This window comes from Vibrio sp. Y42_MX_L11 (genome assembly GCF_024181785.1).
GTDB classification, from domain to species: domain Bacteria; phylum Pseudomonadota; class Gammaproteobacteria; order Enterobacterales; family Vibrionaceae; genus Vibrio; species Vibrio diabolicus.
Genome location: NZ_JAMZAP010000003.1, coordinates 213,869 through 238,720, shown reverse-complemented (window position 1 = coordinate 238,720; position 24,852 = coordinate 213,869). Strand labels below are relative to the sequence as shown.

Below are 24,852 nucleotides of genomic sequence, written 5' to 3'. Positions count from 1 at the left end.
TGGTTGTGGTTGTGTTTGCGGTTTTAACGACGTTTACTTTTCTATCTAGGCTTGTTTGCGTTTTCTTTCTTGGACTAATCGAAGACGCTCGAGTCCTTTTTGCAGATTGCCAGCTAACACACGCGGTTGATGTTCGTAGTATGACCCCCAAGTAGACTCGGCATCGGGGACTTTGTTTTGATCGGCCTGCGCGATGATATGAGGCTCCAATCCTAGGCGCGCCATCATGGCGTGAAGTGGATCTGTCGCGGTGAAGATGCACCATTCAAAACCGAGATTGACCAGCATTTCTGCGATCAGGTAGAAGTGCAGAGATGACATGCCCTTAGCGAAAGATGCCAAGTGACCAAACTCCACTAAGTTCGAACGTTTTACGTCGCAGTTAAATACGTTAGAAACCAGCTTTTGGGCGTCGTCTTCCAAATACTGTTCAAGGAACAAGGGCTCATCTTCGGCGATGCGAAAGCCGCATACGGAAATAATTTGAGCGCCTTCAATGAGGGTTAAATACGCCGGCATAAATTGTTTCAGCTCGGCAAAGAATGCTTCTTGATAACGCTGAGAAACATGCTCGATAACTTGGCTCCAAAGCGGATGCATTGGATAGACGATGTCTAAAGTAAAGCCATCTGCAGAAATTTGTGCATGGTGTTTCATGAGCGCTTCCTTTGTTTGATTGGATATCAACAAAATAAAACGCGAAACTTAAGAAACTCTTAAGGAATGAAATTAAGTAGAAACTTTAAGAAAATACTTGGGAGCAGGGCTCAATATTGTTGTAACCCTTTTTACTACGGTGAATAAAATTAGAGCCAACCGATGTGATCGGTTGGCTCTAAAGTTAGGTGTCACGTATTTTAATGGTCGTGTCGGTTACATGGCTGCTTTTTTAGCTTCGTCTACCCATGCGTCGAACTTCTTCTGGTTCGCTTTGATCCAGCCATTTACATGAGACTCGATGTCTGCTGAGCTGTTCTTACCTTGGCTCATCATCATATTCTGCGCACTAACATCATTGATGTTTAGCTTGATGATTTCAAACAGCTTCGCTGCTGCTGGGTTCTTTTCAGTAAACTCTTTGTTCGCAACGATGCGCATAGAGTTCATCTCAAAGCCGTAGTTCTTACCGTTCTCTAGTGTTGTGTCGATGTCCTTACGCTCACCAGGAAGTGAAGAGAATGGCACTTCTAACCAAACAACATCTTTACCCGGAACTAAGACGCCGCTTACCCAGTAAGGTGTCCAAGTGTAGTAAAGAATCGGATCGCCTTTTTTGTAACGAGAAATCGTGTCAGCGATAATCGCAGCGTAGTTACCTTGGTTGTGCGTTACTGTGTCACGAAGCTTGAATGCATCCAACTGATGCTCAACGACCATTTCACAACCCCAACCTGGGTTACAACCTGTTAAGTCCGCTTTACCGTCACCGTTGGCATCGAAAAGCTTGGCCAGTTTTGGATCTTTTAATTGACCAATATTTGTGATGCCATATTTTTCAGCGGTTTTTTTATCGATCAAGTAGCCTTGCGCAGCACCACTTACATATTGACCTTTGCGGAAAAACTTATCATCACCGCCAGACATTGTGTACTTATCGGCGTGAAGAGGGAACCAACCTACTGCTAAGAAAGTAGCGTCGCCTTTAGCAATAGAGGTATAGCCTACGTTGTAATCCACTTCTTTAGTTGGTTTTACATCGTAACCAAGCTCTTCAAGTGCACGGTTTACGATCAATGTTTGAAACGTTTCCTCTGCAACGGTTGATTGAACTGGCTGAACAGTCACACCTTCACCCGGTAGTTCGCTTGCCACACCATAAGTTGAAAATGCGATAGTACTTAGAGCTCCAACAGAGAGCGCTTTCTTCCATGAATTATTCATTGATGTTTCTCCTAAGTTTTAGATCGTCTTGGTTCGTCTTTGTTTTCAGTTTTAATAGGTATGAAACAGGACCTGTGTGATACCAGCGAAGCTTGGTGTTACCCGCATTAACCCCTAATACTTGGGTAATACGGTCTAATAAAATGGCAAGAATTACGATGCCTAAGCCACCGACAGCAGCAAGACCCATATCAAGTCGGCCGATACCACGAAGTACCATTTGGCCCAAGCCGCCAACCGCAATCATTGAAGCGATCACTACCATAGAAAGTGAAAGCATCAAGGTTTGGTTTACCCCTGCCATAATCGTTGGTAACGCCAATGGCAATTGGATGCGGTAAAGCATCTGTTTTTTGTTTGCCCCGAAAGAGTGGCCCGCTTCGATCAGCTCTTCAGGTACTTGCTGAATCCCTAAAATAGTCAGGCGCACAACGGGAGGCAGTGCGAAAATGATGGTTACTACAACGCCTGGAACGTTACCAATACCGAACAGCATAACGATTGGCACTAGATAAACGAACGCGGGGGTCGTTTGCATTGCATCGAGTATTGGTCTAACAAATTTGGCTGCGGTTTGGCTTCTCGCCAACCATATCCCCATCGGTAGCCCGATAAGCAAACAGAAGAAGACGGCGGTTAAAACCAGTGCGAGCGTTGTCATCGCCTGTGACCACGCACCAATTAGGCCGATAAAAACAAGGGATATAAGCGTTGAAAAACCGAGTTTTACATTGGAAAACTGCCACGCCAGCAAAAATAAAATGAGCACCATGATGGGCGCAGGTGTGGACACCAAAGCAGTTTCAAACGAGGTAAGAATAAAGTCTATTGGAACTCGAATTGCTTGGAAAACAGGGCGACCATGTTCCACCAACCAGTTCAATCCCGATTCTACCCAGCTATCAAGTGGTAGAACCGCATCTTGGAATGGGTTCATAATGTCGAATGGCGCTTGCTCTACAGTTTCTGAGCTTAACCAGTCATTACTTGGGGCAGCGTCAGCACCTGCACCTTGTGACCAAGGATCATCTTGTGCAGGAGCGGTATTCGACCAGGGATCATTGTTAGTTTGCTCTGAGGACATCGTGTTAATCCTTATCTAGTGTTTGTAGAAGACGTGATTTAGTCACGACACCAAAGTAAGTACCTTGCTCATCAACGACAGGTACGGCATAAGGAACGCCTGCAACTAGTCCCAAAATGTCATTGATTGACTGCTCTGGCTGAAGAGTGACTTCATCCGTCAATTGAGCACTGGCTAGAGAGCGGTTTTCTTTGTGAGCCAAACGTAGTGAGTCAAGAGACACGATGCCGGAATATCGGCTAGATTTATCGACGACAATGCCGTAATCACGGTCATGATCCATCAGAATCTGCATCGCAGAGCCCGGGCCATCATTTTCCGATTTCTTAAAGACGGCGGCTGGCTTCTTGCGAGCGATATCTTTTGCTGTCAAGACACTTGCGATGTTTACGCCGCGGAAAAATGCTTCAACATAATCATTTGCTGGGCTGTGCAATATTTCATCAGGTGTGCCAACCTGAACAACCTCACCGTTTTGCATGATGGCGATACGATCACCAATACGCATTGCTTCGTCCAAATCATGAGAGATGAAGACAATTGTGCGTTTATCATCGTTTTGTAGACGAATAAGCTCATCCTGCATCTCAGAACGGATTAATGGGTCTAAAGCGGAAAACGCCTCGTCCATTAATAGAATGTCTGGGTCACAAGCCAATGCCCTTGCTAAACCCACGCGCTGTTTCATACCACCGGATAATTCGTCAGGGAAAGATTCTGCATAAGGGTCTAAGCCAACTCTTTCCAAGGCGGAAAGGGCACTTTTCTGACGTTCATTAACATCAATGCCAGCAAGTTCTAAACCGAATGCAGCGTTTTCGATCACCGTCATGTGAGGCATAAGCGCGAAACTTTGGAAAACCATTGAGATATTGTTGCGACGAACTTTTCGAAGTTCGTCTTCAGAGATATGGGCAATATCTTTCCCTTTGAGATAAACACTGCCTTTCGTTGGCTCAATGAGTCGGTTTAGGAGTCGAACGAGAGTAGATTTTCCCGAACCAGAAAGCCCCATGATTACGAAAATTTCACCTTCGTTAATGGTGAGAGATACATCGTTTACGCCGACTGTTAAACCTGTCTGTTCAAAAATACCATCCTTATCGATACCTTTTTCGATAAGCGAGAAGGCTCTTTCTGGGTCTTCTCCAAACACTTTATACAGTCCCTTAACTTCCAGTATGGGATCCATGTTATCTGTCCTTTTTTGTGTGTTTATAACTGTTTAACGATTTGTACTCTAATTAATTTTAGTTCAACTTTCAACGAATGGGGTTCGGTTAACTGGGTTTTATGTGCATACAATGAACAATTAAGTAGGTGTGGCTAAATGGTGTTTTTATTAACAAAAATAGATACTTATGGTTAGTCTTGTCTTTGCGTAACTTTTCCATGACATTGGTTTGAATTTATTTTGAAGTTTTTAGTACATTTCAACTCAGCCCACCTGCATAGCTATAAGGAGAAATAGATTAGAGGTCTATATTTAAAAACGTTAGAGCTCTAATTTTTAATTGGAGTTTTATTCTGCGAACTGGGTTAGGTGTTGTTATTCTTAGATTTATTCATTGATTGATTTCAATCTTGGTGATATTTATCGCTGTAGTTTAGGCAACGTATGGAATAAAAGATGGAAGCCGAACAGTTAGAAGTGCTCAACTTCATTAGTCAGTACCCACCTTTCGATGATCTACCCGAAGAGCAGTTAAAAAAGATCGCTCTAAATGCCGAGGTTGCATACTTTCGGCAAGGCACAGAGATACTCAATTTTGGAGACACGATCCGCGACTTATATATGGTGAGAAGCGGCGCTGTGGAGATCTACCGACGTAAAGGCGAACTCTATAACAGGATTGACGCTGGTGGACTGTTTGGACAGATGGGGTTGTTAATGAACAACCGTGTGCGTATGCCTGCCAAAGCGATAGAAGACACCTTGGTTTACTGTATTCCGGAGGATATTTTCAACGAGCTTTGTGACGAGTTTGAAAACTTTGCTGACTACATGGAACTGGAAGACAGCGCGCGTTTGCGAAGCGCAATATCCAGCCGCTCAGAAAGCAATGACTTTACCACTGCCAAGGCACGTAAGATCTTAGCGAGAGATCCGGTAACGTTGGAGGCGACGGCATCGATTCAAGAAGCCGCGATACTGATGGCGGAGGAAAATGTCACCTCTTTGCTTATTGTTCGCCCAGCAGAAGAACTCACAGAAGAAGATGATGAACAACTACTTGGAATATTGACTGATCGCGATCTATGTATTCGCGTATTAGCTCAGGGCATTGATACCAATATCCCAGTGAGTGAGGTCATGAGTTATGACGTGGTGTCTCTGGATTACAACGCTTATGTCTTTGAAGCCATGTTAACCATGTTGCGCTACAACGTGCACCATCTCCCTATTTTAAAAGATAAAAAGCCGATAGGAATTATTGGCATGACGGATATTGTCCGTTATGAATCTCAAAACAGTTTGTTACTCGTTAGCTCCATCTTCCAACAAACCAGCGTTGAAGATCTCAAGCAAGTTTCTGAACAAGTGAAAGACTGCTTTGTACGAATGGTGAATGAAGATGCCAACGCTCATATGATTGGTCGAGCCATGTCGGTAATTGGTAGTAGCTTTAAACAGCGTTTGGCTGAATTAGCAGAGCAAGAGCTTGGCCCTGCGCCAATTCCGTATTGTTTGGTCGCTATGGGATCGATGGCCAGGGATGAGCAGTTAATTGTAACGGACCAAGACAACGCCCTTATTCTCGACAACAGTTATGATGTTGAGATGCACGGGGAGTACTTTGAAAAGTTTGCCAAATTCGTTTGTGATGGTTTAGCAGCATGTGGCTATGCTTACTGTACTGGCGACATTATGGCAACCAATCCAGAGTGGCGAAAAACCCGAGCGGAGTGGGAGGAGTGCTTTGGCAACTGGATAGATAACCCAACTCCTGAAAGGTTGTTAAACAGTAATATCTTTTTTGATTTATTAGGTGTTCATGGGCGAGTGAAGTGGGCGGAACAATTAAGCAGCTTTATTGTTAGGCGCGCGAAAAGAAACAACCGCTTCCTTGCATGTATGGCTTACAACGCGATACGTCGTACACCGCCATTGGGCTTCTTTAAAGATTTTGTTATGGAAAAAGATGGTCGTCACCGCAATTCTATTAATTTGAAAAGAAGAGGTACTGCGCCATTGGCAGATTTGATTCGAGTACATTCATTGGCAATTGGTTCCCGTTCGCAAAACTCGTTTGACCGTTTAGACGATATCAATGATGCGGGCATTTTACCTAAAGGTCGAGGAATGGACTTGAGGGATGCAATGGAATTGATCTACATGGTTCGAATTCGTCATCAAGCACTCGATATCGAAAATGGAGATGAACCAGATAACAACATTGAGCCAGAGAACATGTCAGAGTTTGAGCGCCGAAACTTAAAAGCTGCTTTCCAAATCCTTAGTAATGCACAGAACTTCATCAAGTTCCGATACCAGAGAAGTAGCAAGTAATGTGGTTCTCAAAAAAGGCAGCAAAAGATCAGCCGTTGTTGGATACGTCTCGGACGCCAGAGTGGTCAACGTTATTCAAACAGCTCGAGAAAGAAGCAAGAGACGAGAGGCTCAAACGTTATTACTCGACACCGATGGTTAATGGGGAAACCCCAGTTGAGGAAGTGCCATTTGTCTCGGTAGATTTTGAAACGACAGGTTTGAATGCGGAAGAGGATGCAATTCTCACGATTGGACTTGTGCCGTTTACCATTGATCGTGTTCAATGTAGTGGCTCTGCGCATTGGGTTGTTAACCCTAATCGTGAGTTAAACGAAGAGTCAGTCGTGATTCATGGCATCACTGATTCTGAAGTCAAAAACGCACCCCAATTAACCCACATTTTAGGGGAAATATTGGATGCGCTGTCAGGCAAAGTTGTGCTTGTTCATTATAAAAATATCGAAAGGCAGTTTTTTAATAACGCGTTGCTAAATAGCATTGGGGAGGGGATACAGTTTCCCGTTGTCGATACGCTAGACATTGAACACGCGATACAGCGCCGTGAATGCAGTGGCCTATTCAATAAGTTAAAAGGTAAGAAGCCAGGCTCTGTCAGGCTGGGGCATGCTCGTGAAAGGTATCGCCTTCCTGCTTATCAACCTCATCATGCTTTGACCGATGCGCTGGCAACTGCTGAACTGTTTCAAGCACAGTTGCAATATCATTTTAATCGAAGCATGCCAATCTCTTCGATTTGGCAATAAGCGTTGTTTATGATGAAGACAATAAAATGCAATGAAAGGTAGGGGGCTTTGCGATTATGATGGCGGACTGAGTAACCGCTTATAAGAACTATGTTTTTTGAACATGTGCTTGGTAGTGATGGGAGGTTTCATCACTCAAACTCCGACGAAAGTAATTTAAATTTGGTCACGTATTTTTAAGGAGATTATCCGTGAGCACCGATAATAACGGTGGCATTCAACGCCCCGATGGAAAGGTAAACGCGATAGACACTGACTATCAAATTGGTCAGGATAACGTCGCGTTAAAAGTAGGCCCGTTTGGCCTTGATATTCATAACCGTGTTTTTGCAATTTCTGGTTTAGCAATCATCCTATTTGTTGTAGTAACACTATTATTTCGAGAACAGGTAGAGCCGTTTTTCGCAGATCTAAGAGCGGGTTTGTTACACCATTTGGATTGGTTCTTTCTCGCATCTGGTAATATTTTTGTCATTGTCTGTGTTGGGTTGATTTTTACACCGCTAGGTCGTGTACGAATCGGCGGTACAGAAGCGACGCCAGATTATTCCTATGCGGGTTGGCTGGCAATGCTCTTTGCAGCAGGTATGGGTATCGGTCTGGTGTTCTTTGGTGTATCAGAACCTATGTCTCATTTTAGTTCTGCTATTGGTGGCGTGAACGTTGAGAATGGTGTTCGTACTGACTGGGCCCCTTTAGGTGGTGCAGAAGGCGATGCAAGTGCTGCATCTGCACTAGGCATGGCGGCGACGATTTACCACTGGGCGCTTCATCCGTGGTCAATCTATGCGCTATTGGCCCTTGGTTTGGCGATTTTCTCGTTTAACAAAGGCTTACCACTTACCATGCGATCCATTTTTTACCCACTGTTTGGTGAGCGTGTATGGGGTTGGACTGGTCACATTATCGACATTCTTGCCGTTGTAGCGACAGTTTTTGGTCTGGCAACGTCCCTAGGTTACGGTGCGTCTCAAGCCGCAACGGGTTTGAACTTCCTATTTGATGTTCCAATGACGAATACTACGCAGGTACTATTGATTATTGGCATCACCGCACTCGCTTTAATCTCAGTTGTTGCGGGACTAGACAAAGGCGTGAAAATCTTATCTGAGATCAACATGGGTCTCGCTGCGCTTTTACTGCTTTTCGTTATTGTTGTCGGCCCGACGATCGCGATTTTAACGGGCTTCTTCGAAAATATAGTGTCATATGTGGCTAATATTCCTGCCCTATCAATGCCATTTGGACGAGAAGACGTAAACTATTCTCAAGGTTGGACAGCATTCTACTGGGCTTGGTGGATTTCTTGGTCACCATTTGTCGGTATGTTCATTGCGCGTGTATCTCGTGGTCGTTCAGTTCGTGAGTTCATTATTTGCGTTATCCTTATCCCTTCTTCTGTTTGTGTGTTATGGATGACCGCTTTTGGTGGTAACGCTATAAGCCAATACGTGAGCGATGGTTATGAAGCCGTGTTCAGCGCGGAATTACCGTTAAAACTATTTGCCATGTTAGATGTGATGCCGCTAGCTGAAATTACATCTTTCGTCGGTATTATTTTGGTGGTGGTATTCTTCATTACCTCTTCAGACTCTGGTTCACTGGTTATTGATACTATTGCTGCGGGCGGTAAGGTCGATGCGCCAACGCCTCAACGCGTGTTCTGGTGTACGTTTGAAGGCTTAGTTGCGATTGCATTGATGCTTGGTGGTGGCCTAGCGGCAGCTCAAGCAATGGCCGTGACCACAGGCCTACCATTTACGATTGTTCTGCTTGTTGCAACGGTTTCCCTAGTAAAAGGCCTGATGGATGAACCTCGTCCAAAAGCGGTTTCTAAGAAGAAATCGAAATAACCAACATCAGCAGTTAAATATTTGAATAAAGCGGCATGCGAAAGCATGCCGCTTTTTTTTATTTTTGAATTTTTGCTGAGAAATGAAGACCATGGAGGACAGTTTTTTCTGTTCGTTTTTTATACTTATTCTTTAAGTGATTTTTTAATAAATTAGACCTCGAACTATTTTAAGATTTGGTTAAATGGCATATTATTGTGATCTATATCACAAAAATATCGATAAAAAGGCGGATTATTTGATTTTTAGTCGCGAGGAATGCCCATAATAAAAAGGAAATTTAATTAGACCTCAAAGGATATGTATTTCCACATGATCACATCAGCACCTTGGGTTCTTTATCCAGAGATTGGAGAAGACTCAAGTAAAAAATGGATTTTTCGTGAGCCTAAAATCTCTGATGGTGACGACATTTACAGCTTAATTGCAGACTGTCCTCCATTGGACATGAACTCATCTTATTGCAATTTCCTACAGTCTACGCATTTCAGCAAAACCAGTATTTTGGTTGAGCAAAAAGGCGAAATCGCAGGTTTCATTTCCGGTTATCAGAAACCAGACGAGCAAGACGTTTTATTTGTCTGGCAAGTTGCAGTCTCACCTCGCTTTAGAGGTCACGGTTTAGCATTCCGCATGTTGAAAGAACTTCTCACCCGAGAGGAATTGGGCGGTGTTAAATCGGTAGAAACTACCATCACGGAAGATAATAAAGCCTCTTGGGCATTGTTCAAAAAGTTAGATGCGATGAACGGCAACTCTGGCCAAGTAAGCACATTTTTGGACGAAGAAGCCCACTTTAAAGGCAAACACGATACAGAATATTTGTATCGCATTCCTCTCAAATAATCCTCAAACAATAGGAATTAAAAACGGTCTCATCATGGATATTTTCAAAAAGCAGGAATCCAACGTACGCTCATATTCAAACAATTTCCCAGTCGTTTTTCGTAAAGCGAAAGGCTGCTGGCTGGAAACAGAACAAGGTGAACGATACTTAGACTTCCTTGCTGGAGCGGGATCTCTAAATTACGGCCATAACAACCCAGTACTTAAGCAAGCACTGCTTGAGTACATTGAGATGGACGGTATTACTCACGGTTTGGATATGCACTCAGAAGCGAAAGCATCGTTTCTTGAAGCGTTGGATACTTACATCCTTAAACCAAGAAACTTGGACTACAAAGTTCAGTTTACTGGCCCAACCGGTACTAACGCCGTTGAGGCAGCACTTAAGTTAGCGAAAAAAGTAAAAGGTCGCGACAGCGTTGTTGCATTTACCAACGGTTTCCACGGTTGTACAGCTGGCGCACTGGCTGCAACGGGTAACCAGCATCACAGACAAGGTAACGGTTCTAGCTTAAGTAACGTCACTCGTATTCCATTTGAAGGTTACGCTGGCGTTGATGGTCTAGCATTGTTCGAAACCATGCTAAACGACAACTCTGCAGGTATGGATAAACCAGCCGCTGTACTTCTTGAAACTGTGCAGGGCGAGGGTGGTTTAAATGCTGCTTCAAACGAGTGGTTACAACGTTTGAGCAAAATCTGTAAAGCCAATGACATTCTTGTGATTGTCGATGACATTCAAGCTGGTTGTGGACGCACAGGTACTTTCTTTAGCTTTGAGCCGTCAGGTATTCAACCAGATATCGTGACGCTATCGAAATCGATCGGTGGTTACGGTTTGCCAATGGCCGTCGTTCTACTTAAACCAGAGCTAGACCAGTGGAAGCCAGGTGAGCATAACGGCACGTTCCGTGGCAACAACCATGCATTTATTACCGCGGCGAAAGCATTAGAAATTTATTGGGCAAATGATGATTTTGAAACACACATCAAGCAGTGTTCAGACAAAGTAAGTGCTGTTATTGATCGCTGCGTTCGTCGCTTCCCACAAATGTTTGTACAGAAAAAAGGTCGCGGCATGATGGTTGGTATTGAGTGTATCAACGGTGATATGGCATCTGAAATCGCGAAAAACTGTTTCGAAAACGGAATGGTAATTGAGACAGCTGGCCCTGACGACGAAGTCGTTAAGTTCTTCTGCCCACTTACGATTAGCGAGTCAGAACTAGACCAAGGACTAAGCATCTTTGAAAGTGCAGTGGAAACCATCGCTGCGAAACATTTCAAACAAGCATCTTAATAAGGATTATTAATTATGATCGTCAGAACACTCGATGAGTGTCGCAACAGTGAGCGACGTGTGGTTTCAGATAACTGGGAAAGTGTCCGTATGTTGTTGAAAGATGACAACATGGGTTTTTCTTTCCACATTACTACGATTTATGAAGGTACTGAAACACACATTCACTATCAAAATCACCTAGAATCGGTTTTTTGTATGAGCGGTGAAGGTGAAATTGAAGTCGTTGGTGGAGAAACTTATCCGATTAAACCGGGTACGTTATACATCCTTGATAAACACGATGAGCACTACTTGAGAGCTTATAAGAATAAAGAAATGGTAATGGCGTGTGTATTCAACCCACCAATTACCGGCGCTGAAGTGCACGATGAAAACGGTGTTTATCCTCTCGTTGACTAAAAGATAGAGGTGGGGTGCTTGTCACCCCACGATCAACTATCTCTTCTTTTTTCTTTTAAAGTTACCAATCAAAAAAGGCTTATCATGACATTTACCGTAGAAAAAATCGGCGGTACATCAATGACAGCATTTGATGCTGTTCTCGACAACATTATTCTTCGTCCTAAATCGCCATACAATCGTATCTTTGTCGTCTCTGCATACGGCGGTATGACCGACGCGCTACTCGAATGTAAAAAAACCAGTAAGCCAGGTGTTTATCAGCTTATCGCGAAACGTGATGACAAATGGGAAGAAGCGCTAGCATATGTAGAAAGCCGTATGCTGCTCACAAATGAAAATATTTTCGCGGACCCAATGAATCGTATCCGTGCAGATAAATTCATTCGCTCACGTATTGCTGAAGCAAAAAACTGTATTGCGAACATTTTAGAAACTTGTCAGTACGGTCAGTTTTCGTTACGTCAGTATTTGCCTCAAATTCGAGAGTTTCTGTCGTCTATCGGTGAGGCGCACAGTGCTTACAACACGGCACTGAAACTAAAAAATATGGGTATTAACGCTAAGTTCGTTGACCTGTCCGGTTGGGACAATCAAGCGCCAAGAAGCCTTGATGAATCGATCAGTGATGCGTTTGCTGATATCGATGTGTCAAAAGAACTGCCAATCGTTACAGGTTATGCTTACTGTAAGGAAGGCCTAATGCACACTTATGACCGAGGTTATAGTGAGATGACATTTAGCCGAATTGCAGCGATAACAAAAGCGGATTTAGCGGTAATTCACAAAGAATATCACTTGAGCTCTGCAGACCCGCGTGTTGTTGGTCCTGAAAAAGTTTTGCCAATTGGTAGTACAAACTATGACGTAGCAGACCAACTTGCTAACCTTGGCATGGAAGCGATTCACCCAAATGCAGCCGCAGGTTTACGCGAGAGTGGTATTGAGCTACAGATCAAAAATACATTTGAACCTGAACACGAAGGCACTTTGATCTCTTCAAGCTACCGCCCAGAAGAAGACAAAGTCGAAATTATCGCAGGTAAAGAAAAAGTGTTTGCACTGCATTTGTTTGACCAAGCGATGGTGGGAAAAGCCGATAACGTTAGCTACGAATTAATGGAAATTATCTCTGATGCTCGCGTAAGTTTAGTTGGTAAAGAGATGAACGCGAACTCTATTACTTACTATCTAGGTGGCAGTACTGATAGCTTGAACAAAGTATTGTATAAAGCTGAAAAACGCTATCCGAATGCGTCGATTAAAGGCCGTATGGTCGCGCTGATTTCAGCCATCGGTTCTCAAATTGACACTAACAAGACACTAGCGAAGGGTGTACTTTCTTTGATGAACAATGGCGTAACGCCAGTTGCACTTCACTCATCAATGAGAAATGTAAACGTTCAGTTCGTAGTGGGTGATAAAGAATATCAGCGTGCGATTTGCGCATTACATGATGAATTCTTTCAGAGCAATAGTTTAACTAAATCGGTTAACGTCGCTTAGTTTATTCACGGTTAAAATATAAAGGAGAGCAGGTTTGCTCTCCTTTTTTGTTTTTCTGTGTTCTCAATATAGGCCCGCTTTGCATGGAGTAAACTACCGAGCTAAGTGTGTCCGTAGAGATACAGATAAGCCAGCAGAACTCTGCTGGCTCAGTAACGCAATCTAGAGTGATTAATTAAATTACTTAACTTTATTCACTTCCTGTTTAATCATTTCTAACTGCTGCATCTTTTCTTGCATCTGCAAAGAGTCGTAATTTAAAGAAGCAGGGTTCATAGTTGTACCGCGTTGCATTGGGTATTCAGGTAACGTTTTAAAGAAGTCGCCAACAACGTCTTGAATTGGTACAAACAACCACATGTTGTCTGCCATCCAACGTAGGTACATTTGTGACTCGCTAGGTCCTTTTTCAAATGGGTCAGCACGTAAGTGAATGATCTTAGGCCAGTTTGGTACAGATCGCACGGCGTCGCTTAGGTTTCCTTCTAGAGTTGCAAAGTGAAGTTTCCAGTCATTCCAGCGTACTGCGTTTAGTTCACCATTTGAGGTGAAGTAGAGCAGAGACTCACGTGGTCCTTTCTCTTCTTTTCCCTCGAAGTATGGCATGAAGTTGTAGCCGTCTATATGGACACGCCAGTCTTTACCATTTGCTTTGTAACCTTCAGCAAGCTTTTCTTTCACGTCAGGAACGCCAACTGCCGCCAACAATGTTGGCAACCAGTCTTGATGAGCCATCATTTCGTTGATTTTCGTTCCTGGCTTAATGACACCAGGCCAACGCACAAGTTGAGGCACACGCATACCGCCTTCCCAAGTCGTGCCTTTCTCACCGTGGAATGGGGTTGCGCCCCCATCAGGCCAAGTCATGGTCTCTGCGCCGTTATCTGTTGTATAAATAACGATGGTGTTGTCAGCAACGCCTAACTCATCGAGTTTGTCGAGCAATACGCCGACTTGATCGTCATGCTCTAACATGCCATCAGCGTAAATGCTAACACCGGATTTACCTCGGTACTTCTCTTGTAATCGGGTCCACACGTGCATGCGCGTAGAGTTATGCCAGATGAAGAAAGGCTTATCTGCTTTAACAGCTTTCTCCATAAACGATAAAGTGCTTTCGAGGAACTCTTCGTCCGCGTGTTCCATGCGTTTACGCGTCATTGGGCCAGTATCTTCAATCTTACCGTCGGCATAAGATTTAATTACACCACGAGGACCATAGTTTTTATGGAACTCTGGGTCTTTAGGGTAATAGTAGGTTTCGGGCTCTTCTTCTGCATTAAGGTGGTACAAGTTACCAAAGAATTCATCAAAACCATGATTGGTAGGTAGGTGCTTATCTTGATCGCCCAAGTGGTTTTTACCGAACTGAGCTGTCATATAACCTTGGTCTTTTAGTAAGTCAGCAATAGTTGGTGCCCAATCTGGAATCCCATGGTCGGAACCCGGCATACCAATCGTCAGCAAGCCAGTGCGAAATGGTTCTTCGCCAGTAATGAATGCTGCTCGACCGGCAGTACAAGATTGTTGGCCGTAATGGTCTGTAAACAAAGCCCCTTCGTTCGCGATACGATCGATGTTAGGGGTTTTGTAACGCATCATACCTTGGTTATATGCGCTGATGTTCCAGTAACCGACATCGTCACCGAAAATTGCGAGTATGTTGGGTTTGTCTGCCGCCATCGCTGCGCTGGACGTTGCTAACAGTCCGACGCCTACTGCGATTTTTCTCAATTGGTTTGCCATAAAAAACTCCAGGTGGTTGAGAGTAACGAGAAGCACAAGTAAACCTTGTGCTTAGGTGTTGCATAAGTTAATGATGTGTATAGAAAAATCCTCTTATACTCTTTATAACCATAAGTTATTGAGGGTATTTAACTATTTGTTTCTAAATAAAAATACTTGTCATTGTGATGATTTGGGGAGGTTTTAAAAATAGAGATGGGTCACTAATAAACACCATTGCCGATTGCTGGTGAGACGAATAAAGTTTCAGCAAAAACACCGAGATATTCCCTAATCGGGGGACGAAGAATGGAGCACTCATTTTGAAGGCCTTTCACTTCTAATTATTTGTATAACCAAGGGGTTAGCGACTATATTGATTCAAGTTGCACCATCTAAATACTAAGGATAGTTATGAGTCAGTGGGCGGGTCGGTTTCGGTGTCTATTTCTGGGTATCGTCATGGTGAGTGGTTCGTTTTTTTCCCAGGCATCAGTGATAGAGAGTCCCCAAAATACCACGAAGCTTGGGTTGGAATATGTTGGCACGCAAACGTGCGCGGAATGTCACCAACAAGAGGTGGAGGCTTGGAAGGGCTCTCATCACGATATGGCAATGAAACATGCAAACTCAGAATCTGTTCAAGGTGACTTTGATAACCGCACAGTGACGCATGATGGGCAACCCAACCGTTTTTTTAGACAAGGCGAGGAGTATTGGGTCAATATTCAAGGCCCTGATGGTCAATGGCATGATTATAAAATTAGCTACACATTTGGCTGGAAACCGTTACAGCAATATATGGTGGAGTTTGAAGACGGTCGTGTACAGCTCATTCCTTTTGCATGGGATTCAAGGACGAAATCGGAAGGTGGTCAGCGCTGGTTTCACCTTTATCCAGAGACAACAACGACAGATGAGTTTTACTGGACTAACACTGGGCAAAATTGGAATTTCATGTGTGCAGACTGTCATTCGACCAATGTAAAGAAGAACTATGACGCAATCAAAAATACCTACAACACGTCTTGGTCCGAGATCAATGTTGGTTGTGAAGCGTGTCATGGCCCTGCAAGTGGACACATCGAGTTGGCGAAAAAGTCCGCATCTACAGGAGGCTCTTTCGATACAGATAGTCACTATGGTTTTGACCGAAATTTATCTAAAGCGGTAACCGAGTGGGTATTTGAGAAGGGCCACAGAACGTTACAACCAAAAGCAATCGCAGAAACAAATCAAGTTCAGACGTGCGCACAATGTCACAGCCGTCGAACGCAGTTAAATGAGACAGGTGATCACATTCAAGGCTCATTTTTCGATAAATATCGGTTAAGCCTGATCACTCCAGAACTCTACTACCACGATGGCCAAATTTACGATGAAGACTATGTTTACGGTTCATTTCTTCAGTCTGAAATGGCTGAAAAAGGCGTAACATGCACCAATTGCCACGATCCTCATTCGGCAAAACTAAACATCCCAGAAGAGGCGGTATGTTCACAATGTCATATTGCGTCAGAATATACCCCAGAAAACCACACCTTCCATGAAGCGGGATCCAAAGCGTCACAATGTACGACTTGTCACATGCCAGAAACGACTTATATGCAAGTCGATCCTCGTAGAGACCACAGTTGGCACGTACCTAGACCTGACTTGAGCAAACACATCGATACGCCCAATGTATGTACGTCTTGTCATGAGGATAAGAGTAACCAGTGGGCGGATGCGCAGATAGCCGAATGGTTTCCTCACTCTCAATACCTCAATCAACAACACTTTGCTGTCGCGTTTTATGCCGATGCAATTGGGCACAAAGGGGCGGCGAATGCTCTGGCTTACTCTGCTCAGAATTCATCATTAAAAGACATCATACGAGCTTCTGCATTAGAGCGAATGGGCGGCAATACTGACCAAAATACGACTGTTTCGCTCGCAAGGGCCGTTAAAAATGAGAATGAAATGATTCGGCTCGGCGCAGTCGCGGGCTCGTCTGGTTATGAGTTTCATGATCGATGGCGAATTTTAGAACCACTGCTGGATGATCCCGTACTTTCAGTGAGGGCGGAGGCGGCTTCGGTATTAGTGACCAGCTATGCGCAAATGACGCCGTTACAAAAAGATAGGATTCAACCATCGCTTGAAGAGTACATGGACATTCAAAAGTTTAACGCCGATCGTGGTTTTGGTAGAACCAATTTGGCAAATGTATACCGCAGCTTAGGCGAAATCGATAAGGCAATTGCGTTATACCAAGAAGCGATAAGTATCGAGCCTTATTTCGAAAATAGTTACGTGAATTTATCGGACCTGTATCGACGCCTTGGGAAAGAAAAAGCTGCGCTCTGGGTGTTACAACAAGGGATGAAAGCTCAGCCTAAATCCAGCTCATTACCTTACAGTGCCGGTCTTTCTTTGTTACGTCAAGGCAAGGAAGATGAGGCCAAAGCTCTACTTAAACATGCCGCAGAACTAGGAAAGACTAACGCTCACTACTGGTATGTTTATGGTCTAGCTTTGGAAAAAAGTGACGTTCTGGAAGCCAGTAAGGCATTGCAGACTGCGTTTAAAGTTGGTGGGAACCCTCAACATTTATATGCTCAATGCGAAGTTCTAGCGAGAAATCATAAAAAAGGCGCTGTCGCTTTTGCTTTCGATAGGTGTCTAAAAGAGCTGAGTAATTATGCTCCTAAGCAGGCTATTGATCAGCTGAAAGCGTCTATTGCGAATCTGTAGAGATTAAACACCAATAGTAAAAAGTGGAGCCTTTATCGCGCCACTTTCTCTACTTAGTTTAGTCTACGTCTTTCGCTAGTCTAAGGCCCATGTCAGACATAATGACGGATTGGCTGGCAAAATCGCGGCGATAGTTTTCAGATTCGTCTGCGTTATAAGCAAAGCTGCCGCCACGTACAGACTTGTGTGCAAGGCTTTCTTTTTCCTCTTTTGCGTTTACCGGATTATCACTGGGTGCTGTTTTGTAATAACCTTCGTCAAAAGCATCAATCACAAACTCGCCTACGTTACCTGTCATGTCGTACAACCCGAGCTCGTTTGGTTGCTTTTGACCTACCTTATGAGCCTGATTGTGCGAGTTATTCGCATACCAAGCTACATCGTCAATATTGTTTGATCCAGAAAAAGTGAAGCCTTTACTTAAAATTCCGCCTTTAGCGGCAAACTCCCATTCTGCTTCTGTTGGTAGACGGTAATGCTCTCCCGTTTTTTCATTCAATTTCTTAATGAAATAATTGGCTTGTTGCCAACTAATATTATTGACGGGTGTATTTGGATCTCGAAAGTAGCTCAGAGAGGAGCCAGTGACAGCTTCAAAGAGCGATTGAGTTACCTCGAATTTTGACAAATAGAATCCATCAACGTTAACAGTGCGAGCTGGGCCCTCTGACTTTTTGGCTGATGGATTATCTGCGCCCATCGTAAACTGCCCACCTTCGACAAGAACCATATCTTGATCGATTTTCTGAGCGAGAGAGTTTGGTGGGGTTGTTGCACACCCATTAATTATCAGCGTGACCGATATGGCTGAGACAAAGGAAATAATCTTACTTTTGGGATGCTTCATTCGGCGACTCCGTCAACGACTTTGGTCAGAAAGTCTAGCAAGCAAAACCATAACAAACGGTTATACACACTATAACAAGCGCCGAGAATAATTGAACATTATCATCACCCTAGGTGATTAACTCGATGATTAGGTTTGACATCATTGGGGACAGGTTAGCAACTAAGAAGGTGATGAATGCACATAACTCAAGGGCCTCAGTTCAACGGAAAAGCATCTAAGCGTTTACATGTGATGGCAAAGCCCATTGGTGCTGCCTGCAACATCGATTGCACTTATTGTTATTACTTAAGCAAACAAGATTTGTTGGAATATAAGCAAGGGTGCTCGCCAATAATGGATGATGAAACCTTAGAGAGCTATATCCGCCAATACATAGAAGGGCAGAACACACCTGAAGTTATCTTCTCTTGGCAAGGTGGAGAGCCAACCATGCTTGGGTTGGATTACTTCAAAAGAATTGTTGAATTACAAGATAAATACCGCCCTCATGGTATTACGATCTCTAATGATCTTCAGACTAATGGCACGCTTCTTAATGATGAGTGGTGCGAGTTTCTAAAAGCGAACCACTTTCTTGTCGGTTTAAGCATCGATGGCCCTGAGATGATGCACAACGCTTACCGAACAAATCGAGCAGGAAGAGGAACATTTAAACAAGTGATGAACGCCGTTGAGCTATTACATAAGCATGAAGTGAAGTTTGCAACGCTCACGTGTGTGAACAACTTGACCAGCCGTAACCCATTGGAAGTGTATCGCTTCTTACGAGATGAAGTACGTTCCCCTCAAATGCAGTTTATTCCGATTGTTGAGCAGAAAACTTTCAGAACAACCGCGCCACAAACTTGGAAGCCCAATGAGCAACTGATGCAAGGTGATAAACGTCTGATTCCCGGTCACAAGGATTCGGTTGTCGAGCCATTTTGTGTGGCGGATGAAGCATGGGGTAACTTTCTTATCGCGATATTCAATGAGTGGGTCGTGCATGATATTGGTAACGTTTTTGTACAGTATTTTGAAGCAAGTTTGGAAACATGGATGGGAAGCAAAAACCCACTATGCACGCTAGGTGAAATCTGTGGCAAAGGTTTAGCAATGGAACCAAACGGTGATGTCTTTGCGTGTGACCACTATGTTTACCCGGAATACAAGGTCGGAAATATTCACCGCGAAAAACTCGATACTCTCGCTTATGGCCCTGACCAGCAGAAATTCGGGTTTGCTAAAAGTCGTACACTGCCTCAGCAGTGTGTTCATTGCGATTATCAGTTTGCATGTTTTGGAGAATGCCCTAAAAACCGCTTTATTCGCACCAGAAAAGGTGAGCCTGGCCTTAACTATCTATGTGCAGGTTGGAAGAAGTTTTTTGCGCATGTCGACAAATCAATGGCGTACATTTTACGAGCGATGGGCAACCCTGTGGTACACGGTAAATACAGCGATAAGGTTTTACACCTGAAAGCGTCTAATCGACCTGTTTTTGACACTAAGTTCTAAGATTCAACTGGTCCAGTTTTATAAAAGTAAGGTCTCATCAATGCAAAAGATAACGCGTTTTACGAAGTCACTTTTAACTTTCACGCTGAGTGTAGCGTTAAGCCAAGGCGCTTGGGCTCAAGATAAACCTCCGCTCAATTCAGATAGAGTTTCATCCGTTGAGATAGCATCTCAAGAAGAATCAATGACGCTAGCACAGCAAGTCGAAAAATTGTCTTATGATGCACAAAACAAGAAGTTGTCTTCAGAAAAGCGTATTGATGCTTTACGTGAACTAGCCAACTACCCCAGCCAAAACGCTTTGGTTGCCGTCGCTCGTGGTTTGAAAGATGCAGATGCTGGAATTCGTGAAGCAGCAATTGTAGGAGCTCAACCCTATATGATAGAGCATCGCTGGCGTCTGGTTTCCCCGTTGCTAAGTGATGACGATGCAATGGTTCGAATTACCGCAGCGATAAACTTGGTTCGAGATTACGCCAGTTTAAGTTCGGAGCAGCAACAGTTACTTGAAGGCGCGGTGACTGATTTAACATCCTACTTGTCGCAGAAAACTGACAACGTTTCTAGATTACTCCTTGCCGATGTATATCGTTGGCATCGAGAGTGGGACAAAGCGGCATTGATTTATCCAGAGCTAACCAAGCTGATGCCAAGTAACCCGCAAGTCTGGTTAAGCTACGCGGACAATTTTCGAGCACAACAAAAAGATCGACAAGCTATCCAAGTACTTGATGAAGCAATCACACTTTTTCCTGATAACGCTGCTTTGCATTACTCGAAGTCATTGGCGCTAGTAAGACTTGGTGAGAAGCATGATGCCGCTAGCGAAATTGAAAAGGCCGCTAACATGGCAAAGAACAACAGTTATTTTTGGTACTTAAATGGTGTTCTGCAAGAAGAGTTAGATCTTAAAAAATCTGTGGACGCTTTTGAAAAAGCTTATTTGATCTCTGGCGCGCCGGAGCAGCTTTATGCAGTGTGTGATATCTACATTCGGTACGATAACCCCAAGTCTGAACAGTGTTTAGCGGAACTTAAGAAAGTAGCTCCGGATTACGTGATTGATGAGCTTAATCAGAAAAAGGGACGTCAAAGTACTTCAGAGCAGGTTGACGCCAGCGAACTCAACACTTTATCAGTAAGCTTCTTTAATTAAAGCGTGTTTCTAGTTACAAGGTCACTTTCTGGTGTCGTTGCATATGTTGCTCTGAATTGCGCTTGTTAATCGTGAACTATACTTTCATTTGGATTTGCATCCCGTACCTCAATATAAGGAATTAAAATGGCTATAAAGTTAAAGGTGATTGTCCTTGCGACAAGTTTTGCTCTGTCTAGCTATAGCATTGCTGCTGATGTGCAAGATCCTCTGCCGTCATGGAACAACACCGGTGCGAAGCAAGCTATTATGGCGTTTGTTACTAAAACGACGACTCAAGGCTCGGACGCTTATGTTCCTGAAAGCCAAAGGATCGCTACGTTTGATAATGACGGGACGCTGTGGGCAGAAAAACCCGTTTATCTACAGCTGTTTTTTGCGATCGATAAAGTGAAAGAGATGGCCTCTGAGCATCCTGATTGGAAAACAACAGAACCTTTTGCTTCGGCAATAAAAGGTGACTTGGAGGGGGTTGGTAAGCAAGGCCTTGAAGGTGTGATGCAGCTTGTTATGGCGACTCACTCTGGAATGTCGACTGATCAGTTCCATCAAGAAGTGAAGGAGTGGATGAAAACGGCCGTTCATCCTACGACGGGAAAGCCATACACTGAAATGGTTTATCAACCGATGCTTGAGTTACTCGACTACTTGAGAGCAAATGACTACCAGACCTATATAATTTCTGGAGGTGGCATTGATTTCATGCGTGTTTGGGCACCAGAAGTGTACGGGATCCCAACGCAAAATATCGTTGGGACGACATTAAAAGCGGAGTATCAGGTCGTTGATGGAAAGCCAACGATTCAACGCTTGCCAGAAATTGATTTTGTGAATGATAAAGCGGTGAAGCCTGTCACGATTCAGAACTTCATTGGTAAGCGCCCGGTGATGGCATTTGGTAATTCTGACGGTGACTTACAAATGTTAGAGTGGACTAAAGCGGGGTCTGGCCCACGATTTTCAGCGGTTATCCATCACACGGATGACAAGCGTGAATGGGCGTATGATAAAGACTCTCACGTGGGGAAATTAGACAAATCATTTAAAGTGGGTGAAGAGCAAGGTTGGTTGTCTGTCGATATGAAACAAGATTGGAATCAAGTTTTTAAAGAAGCGATGAAAAAGTAGCGACCCAGCCAACGTAAATATTACACCAAAAATTTTTTGATAGGGGGTGATGAGCAAAACGCTCTTCATCTCCTCAACTTAACAATTCTGTTTGGTATTAGCATAAGCAAATATTGCGTGCGTCCGTATTGGTTATTTGATTGCTGTGTGGCATTATTGCTTAAAACCACTTAAGTGAATTTAAGCAATGACGCAAGAAGAGCGATTGATAGAGCTCAGAGCCAAGCTAGACCTACAAAACAAAATAACGTTATCGGAAGTTTGCGAGTATTTTGGCATCTCGCGAGATTCAGCGCGTCGAGACTTAGTCAAGTTGAGCCAACTACCGGGATTACAAAGAATCCGAGGTGGCGTCATGCTTGCCTCGATATCCTCCTCTACAGAGGCGTACTCTAATCGACCAATTAGTGACACTAAACATCGCCTCGCTCAAGCGGCCGCTAAGCTTTTGGATGAGCGTGACCACCTTGTTATTGATACCAGTACTATCTTATCTCTGCTCCCACTTTACGTAGAAAAAGCACGCTGTGAAGAAGATAAGCTCAACGTGGTCACCAACAGTATTGACGTACTGCTCGCTGCTGAAAAAAGTGAATCAATGGACGTCCATTTCTTAGGTGGACACTTTGACCCCTACGCCAGAGCGATCTTGGGTGCACAAGCAGAACAGCAAATGAAGCAATATCATGTGAATAAGGCGTTTATTGGTGTGTGCGCGTTGTCATCCCGAGGGTTGACGACAAATAATGAGCTAGAAGCAACCATGAAACAAACCATGATAGAGCAAGCTCAACAAGTCATTGTCGTTTGTGAATCCCGCAAAATTGGAAGCGACAATTTTCACCATGTATGTGATTTGTCAAAGATCGACATCGTTATTACCGATCATGCTCCTCAATCAGATTTTCAACAACTTCTCGACCACAATGATATTGAATGTATTGTTGTTTCACCGAAATAAGGAATCTTAGTATGGCTTACGATCCCGTAAAGACCGCCGTGATTGGTTACGGATATTCAGCAAAAACTTTCCACTTACCCTTCATTAAAGCACTGCCAAACTTGACGTTGAGCGCAATAAGTTCTCGTCAACAGGAAGCGGTCCAAAATGATTGGCCAGGTGCTCAGTGGTTTGCTGATGCCAATACTTTACTCGATGACAGTGACGCTGAGCTTGTGATCATCACTGCGCCAAATGACGTGCACTACGAGCTCGCAAAGCGTGCGTTGAACAATGGGAAACATGTCATTGTCGAAAAACCGTTTGTAACGCGCATAGAAGATGGGAATGAGTTGATCGCCTTAGCAGAAGAAAAAGGATTGGTTCTGAGCGTTTTTCATAATAGGCGTTGGGATGGCGATTTTCTCACTGTTAAATCGCTTATCGAACAAGGTAAGTTAGGTGATGTGAGGCTGTTTGAGTCGCACTTTGATCGCTACCGTCCTGAAGTTCGTCAACGCTGGCGAGAGCAGGCTCAAGATGGCGGTGGTATTTTATTCGATCTTGCTCCCCATCTTCTCGATCAGGCCTTGGTGTTATTTGGTATGCCAGATGCGATAGACGCACAGTGTCGAATGATGCGCCCGGGCGCGACGACGATTGATTACTACAACTTAGTGCTTCATTATCCAGATCATATTGTGCATTTACATTCAAACTTATACAGCCCAGAACCAAACCTGCGTTATAAAGTATTGGGTACCGAAGCTAAATATGAAAAGTTCGGATTAGATCCTCAAGAAGGCTACTTAAAAGAAGGCCGATTACCGGAAAACGATGCTTGGTCAGAAGAGGACGAGGCGTTATACGGTGTCCGCTACGACGAAGACGGTGCGCAAACCATCAAAACGGAGAGAGGTGCGTATCAAGCTTATTTTGTTGGTGTAGCAGATGCCATTCGTTTGGGGACTGATAACCCGGTTCCTGCCGTTCAAGCAGTACAGAATATCGCTCTGATTGAGATGGCATTGGAAAGCAGTAAAACGGGTAAAACGATTCAGGTGAAATCATGAGCTTAACGCTTGAGCTCGTCGCTCAACAAGAGCATGAGCTTCAATTGAAAGAGTTTAACCACCAAGTGGCGTGGTCTATTGGTTTAGCTTTAAAAGAAGCGGCGGAAGCCTGTGACGCGGCTGTGGCTATTGAGGTCTACGGTTTTGGACAAACGCTATTTCAATACGCGATGACAGGAACGTGCGCTGACCATTTGGATTGGGTTCGTAGAAAGCGAAATTCAGTATTGAGATATGGTCACAGCTCTTACTACCTCTCGCTGTACAATAAGCAAAAGCAGCGTGATTTTGAAAATCAGCCACATCTCGATGCGCGTGAGTATTGTGCTCATGGCGGCGCGTTCCCAATTCGAATCTTGGGTTCTGGTTTAGTTGGGGTTGTGACGGTATCGGGTTTACCGCAGTTAGATGATCATCAGCTTGTTGTCGATGTATTAAAGACAATGGTAATGACCAGCACAGAGCTTGCTTAAAGTTGTTCGATATTACAGTGGCACGGCATTTATTTTGTGTCACTGAATTCTCTTATTAGCTCATTTTGCGTCCTATTATGTGAGAAAATATTTAATATTGCTCCCAACTTCCTACCTGAAAATTAAATCGATTTCATATAACCTA

General features: G+C 43.9%; 20 protein-coding genes. 14 read left to right on the top strand and 6 right to left on the bottom strand.

Going from position 1 to position 24,852, the window contains the following annotated elements; genetic code table 11:
* Positions 1-45 precede the first annotated feature (45 nt).
* From NL643_RS04765 to proV, 4 genes are all read right to left on the bottom strand, one after another.
* Complete coding sequence (locus NL643_RS04765) at positions 46-657, bottom strand: thermostable hemolysin (protein ID WP_253643998.1); 612 nt, start codon at positions 655-657, stop codon at positions 46-48.
* 216 nt (positions 658-873) lie between these two features.
* A complete protein-coding gene (proX, locus tag NL643_RS04760; protein ID WP_005393392.1) occupies positions 874-1,881 on the bottom strand; it encodes a glycine betaine/L-proline ABC transporter substrate-binding protein ProX in 1,008 nt (335 codons plus the stop codon).
* Positions 1,874-2,965 (bottom strand): glycine betaine/L-proline ABC transporter permease ProW, encoded by a 1,092-nt coding sequence (gene proW, locus NL643_RS04755; RefSeq protein WP_253643997.1) that lies wholly within the window; start codon positions 2,963-2,965, stop codon positions 1,874-1,876. The genes proX and proW overlap by 8 nt, the downstream gene beginning before the upstream one ends.
* Before the next feature lie 4 nt (positions 2,966-2,969).
* Complete coding sequence (gene proV, locus NL643_RS04750; protein ID WP_253643996.1) at positions 2,970-4,157, bottom strand: glycine betaine/L-proline ABC transporter ATP-binding protein ProV; 1,188 nt, start codon at positions 4,155-4,157, stop codon at positions 2,970-2,972.
* Between the two features lie 438 nt (positions 4,158-4,595).
* Here proV and NL643_RS04745 point away from each other — a divergent pair, with 438 nt between their 5' ends.
* From NL643_RS04745 to NL643_RS04715, 7 genes are all read left to right on the top strand, one after another.
* The gene (locus tag NL643_RS04745; protein ID WP_006741594.1) at positions 4,596-6,476 is read left to right on the top strand and encodes a DUF294 nucleotidyltransferase-like domain-containing protein; all 1,881 of its coding nucleotides are present in this window, start codon (positions 4,596-4,598) and stop codon (positions 6,474-6,476) included.
* Positions 6,476-7,222, top strand: a complete 747-nt coding sequence (locus NL643_RS04740; protein ID WP_253643995.1) for a 3'-5' exonuclease — start codon at positions 6,476-6,478, stop codon at positions 7,220-7,222. Before NL643_RS04745 ends, NL643_RS04740 begins: the two co-directional genes overlap by 1 nt.
* 191 nt (positions 7,223-7,413) lie before the next feature.
* Entirely contained in the window at positions 7,414-9,075 is a 1,662-nt protein-coding gene (locus tag NL643_RS04735; RefSeq protein WP_253643994.1) for a BCCT family transporter, read from the top strand.
* 312 nt (positions 9,076-9,387) lie between these two features.
* Positions 9,388-9,921, top strand: a complete 534-nt coding sequence (gene ectA / locus NL643_RS04730) for a diaminobutyrate acetyltransferase (protein WP_005393379.1) — start codon at positions 9,388-9,390, stop codon at positions 9,919-9,921.
* Positions 9,922-9,955: 34 nt separating this feature from the next.
* Positions 9,956-11,221, top strand: coding sequence for a diaminobutyrate--2-oxoglutarate transaminase (gene ectB, locus NL643_RS04725; protein WP_005393371.1), 1,266 nt, complete (start codon positions 9,956-9,958; stop codon positions 11,219-11,221).
* Between the two features lie 15 nt (positions 11,222-11,236).
* Positions 11,237-11,623: an ectoine synthase gene (locus NL643_RS04720; RefSeq protein ID WP_005393369.1), complete on the top strand. Its 387-nt coding sequence runs from the start codon at positions 11,237-11,239 to the stop codon at positions 11,621-11,623.
* Positions 11,624-11,707: 84 nt separating this feature from the next.
* Positions 11,708-13,129 (top strand): aspartate kinase, encoded by a 1,422-nt coding sequence (locus NL643_RS04715; protein ID WP_005393366.1) that lies wholly within the window; start codon positions 11,708-11,710, stop codon positions 13,127-13,129.
* 180 nt (positions 13,130-13,309) lie between these two features.
* On the opposite strand, the gene NL643_RS04710 is transcribed toward NL643_RS04715, so the two are convergent.
* Complete coding sequence (locus tag NL643_RS04710) at positions 13,310-14,875, bottom strand: arylsulfatase (protein WP_253643993.1); 1,566 nt, start codon at positions 14,873-14,875, stop codon at positions 13,310-13,312.
* 393 nt (positions 14,876-15,268) lie between these two features.
* Here NL643_RS04710 and NL643_RS04705 point away from each other — a divergent pair, with 393 nt between their 5' ends.
* Positions 15,269-17,590, top strand: a complete 2,322-nt coding sequence (locus NL643_RS04705) for a multiheme c-type cytochrome (protein WP_253643992.1) — start codon at positions 15,269-15,271, stop codon at positions 17,588-17,590.
* A 58-nt stretch (positions 17,591-17,648) separates the two neighbouring features.
* Here NL643_RS04705 and NL643_RS04700 read toward each other — a convergent pair whose 3' ends face one another.
* Complete coding sequence (locus NL643_RS04700; RefSeq protein ID WP_253643991.1) at positions 17,649-18,437, bottom strand: SUMF1/EgtB/PvdO family nonheme iron enzyme; 789 nt, start codon at positions 18,435-18,437, stop codon at positions 17,649-17,651.
* Between the two features lie 177 nt (positions 18,438-18,614).
* Here NL643_RS04700 and NL643_RS04695 point away from each other — a divergent pair, with 177 nt between their 5' ends.
* The 6 genes from NL643_RS04695 (at position 18,615) to NL643_RS04670 (ending at position 24,707) form a co-directional block, all read left to right on the top strand.
* Positions 18,615-19,937 (top strand): anaerobic sulfatase maturase, encoded by a 1,323-nt coding sequence (locus NL643_RS04695; RefSeq protein ID WP_253643990.1) that lies wholly within the window; start codon positions 18,615-18,617, stop codon positions 19,935-19,937.
* 40 nt (positions 19,938-19,977) lie between these two features.
* Positions 19,978-21,093, top strand: coding sequence for a hypothetical protein (locus tag NL643_RS04690; RefSeq protein WP_253643989.1), 1,116 nt, complete (start codon positions 19,978-19,980; stop codon positions 21,091-21,093).
* Positions 21,094-21,219: 126 nt separating this feature from the next.
* Positions 21,220-22,221: an HAD family phosphatase gene (locus NL643_RS04685; RefSeq protein WP_253643988.1), complete on the top strand. Its 1,002-nt coding sequence runs from the start codon at positions 21,220-21,222 to the stop codon at positions 22,219-22,221.
* Between the two features lie 187 nt (positions 22,222-22,408).
* Positions 22,409-23,182, top strand: a complete 774-nt coding sequence (locus NL643_RS04680; protein ID WP_253643987.1) for a DeoR/GlpR family DNA-binding transcription regulator — start codon at positions 22,409-22,411, stop codon at positions 23,180-23,182.
* 11 nt (positions 23,183-23,193) lie between these two features.
* On the top strand, positions 23,194-24,234 hold the full coding sequence (locus NL643_RS04675; protein ID WP_253643986.1) for an oxidoreductase: 1,041 nt from the start codon (positions 23,194-23,196) through the stop codon (positions 24,232-24,234).
* A complete protein-coding gene (locus NL643_RS04670) occupies positions 24,231-24,707 on the top strand; it encodes a heme-degrading domain-containing protein (protein WP_161444701.1) in 477 nt (158 codons plus the stop codon). Before NL643_RS04675 ends, NL643_RS04670 begins: the two co-directional genes overlap by 4 nt.
* The last annotated feature ends 145 nt before the right edge of the window (positions 24,708-24,852 follow it).

What these genes read in the sequence shown, in the direction of transcription:
- proV (WP_253643996.1), bottom strand. Translation starts at nt 4,157, where the DNA reads ATGGATCCCATACTGGAAGTTAAGGGACTGTATAAAGTGTTTGGAGAA.
- NL643_RS04690 (WP_253643989.1), top strand. Translation starts at nt 19,978, where the DNA reads ATGCAAAAGATAACGCGTTTTACGAAGTCACTTTTAACTTTCACGCTG.
- NL643_RS04685 (WP_253643988.1), top strand. Translation starts at nt 21,220, where the DNA reads ATGGCTATAAAGTTAAAGGTGATTGTCCTTGCGACAAGTTTTGCTCTG.
- NL643_RS04710 (WP_253643993.1), bottom strand. Translation starts at nt 14,875, where the DNA reads ATGGCAAACCAATTGAGAAAAATCGCAGTAGGCGTCGGACTGTTAGCA.
- NL643_RS04715 (WP_005393366.1), top strand. Translation starts at nt 11,708, where the DNA reads ATGACATTTACCGTAGAAAAAATCGGCGGTACATCAATGACAGCATTT.
- NL643_RS04670 (WP_161444701.1), top strand. Translation starts at nt 24,231, where the DNA reads ATGAGCTTAACGCTTGAGCTCGTCGCTCAACAAGAGCATGAGCTTCAA.
- NL643_RS04695 (WP_253643990.1), top strand. Translation starts at nt 18,615, where the DNA reads ATGCACATAACTCAAGGGCCTCAGTTCAACGGAAAAGCATCTAAGCGT.
- NL643_RS04705 (WP_253643992.1), top strand. Translation starts at nt 15,269, where the DNA reads ATGAGTCAGTGGGCGGGTCGGTTTCGGTGTCTATTTCTGGGTATCGTC.
- proW (WP_253643997.1), bottom strand. Translation starts at nt 2,965, where the DNA reads ATGTCCTCAGAGCAAACTAACAATGATCCCTGGTCGAATACCGCTCCT.
- ectA (WP_005393379.1), top strand. Translation starts at nt 9,388, where the DNA reads ATGATCACATCAGCACCTTGGGTTCTTTATCCAGAGATTGGAGAAGAC.
- ectB (WP_005393371.1), top strand. Translation starts at nt 9,956, where the DNA reads ATGGATATTTTCAAAAAGCAGGAATCCAACGTACGCTCATATTCAAAC.
- NL643_RS04700 (WP_253643991.1), bottom strand. Translation starts at nt 18,437, where the DNA reads ATGAAGCATCCCAAAAGTAAGATTATTTCCTTTGTCTCAGCCATATCG.
- NL643_RS04675 (WP_253643986.1), top strand. Translation starts at nt 23,194, where the DNA reads ATGGCTTACGATCCCGTAAAGACCGCCGTGATTGGTTACGGATATTCA.
- proX (WP_005393392.1), bottom strand. Translation starts at nt 1,881, where the DNA reads ATGAATAATTCATGGAAGAAAGCGCTCTCTGTTGGAGCTCTAAGTACT.
- NL643_RS04680 (WP_253643987.1), top strand. Translation starts at nt 22,409, where the DNA reads ATGACGCAAGAAGAGCGATTGATAGAGCTCAGAGCCAAGCTAGACCTA.
- NL643_RS04740 (WP_253643995.1), top strand. Translation starts at nt 6,476, where the DNA reads ATGTGGTTCTCAAAAAAGGCAGCAAAAGATCAGCCGTTGTTGGATACG.
- NL643_RS04745 (WP_006741594.1), top strand. Translation starts at nt 4,596, where the DNA reads ATGGAAGCCGAACAGTTAGAAGTGCTCAACTTCATTAGTCAGTACCCA.
- NL643_RS04765 (WP_253643998.1), bottom strand. Translation starts at nt 657, where the DNA reads ATGAAACACCATGCACAAATTTCTGCAGATGGCTTTACTTTAGACATC.
- NL643_RS04720 (WP_005393369.1), top strand. Translation starts at nt 11,237, where the DNA reads ATGATCGTCAGAACACTCGATGAGTGTCGCAACAGTGAGCGACGTGTG.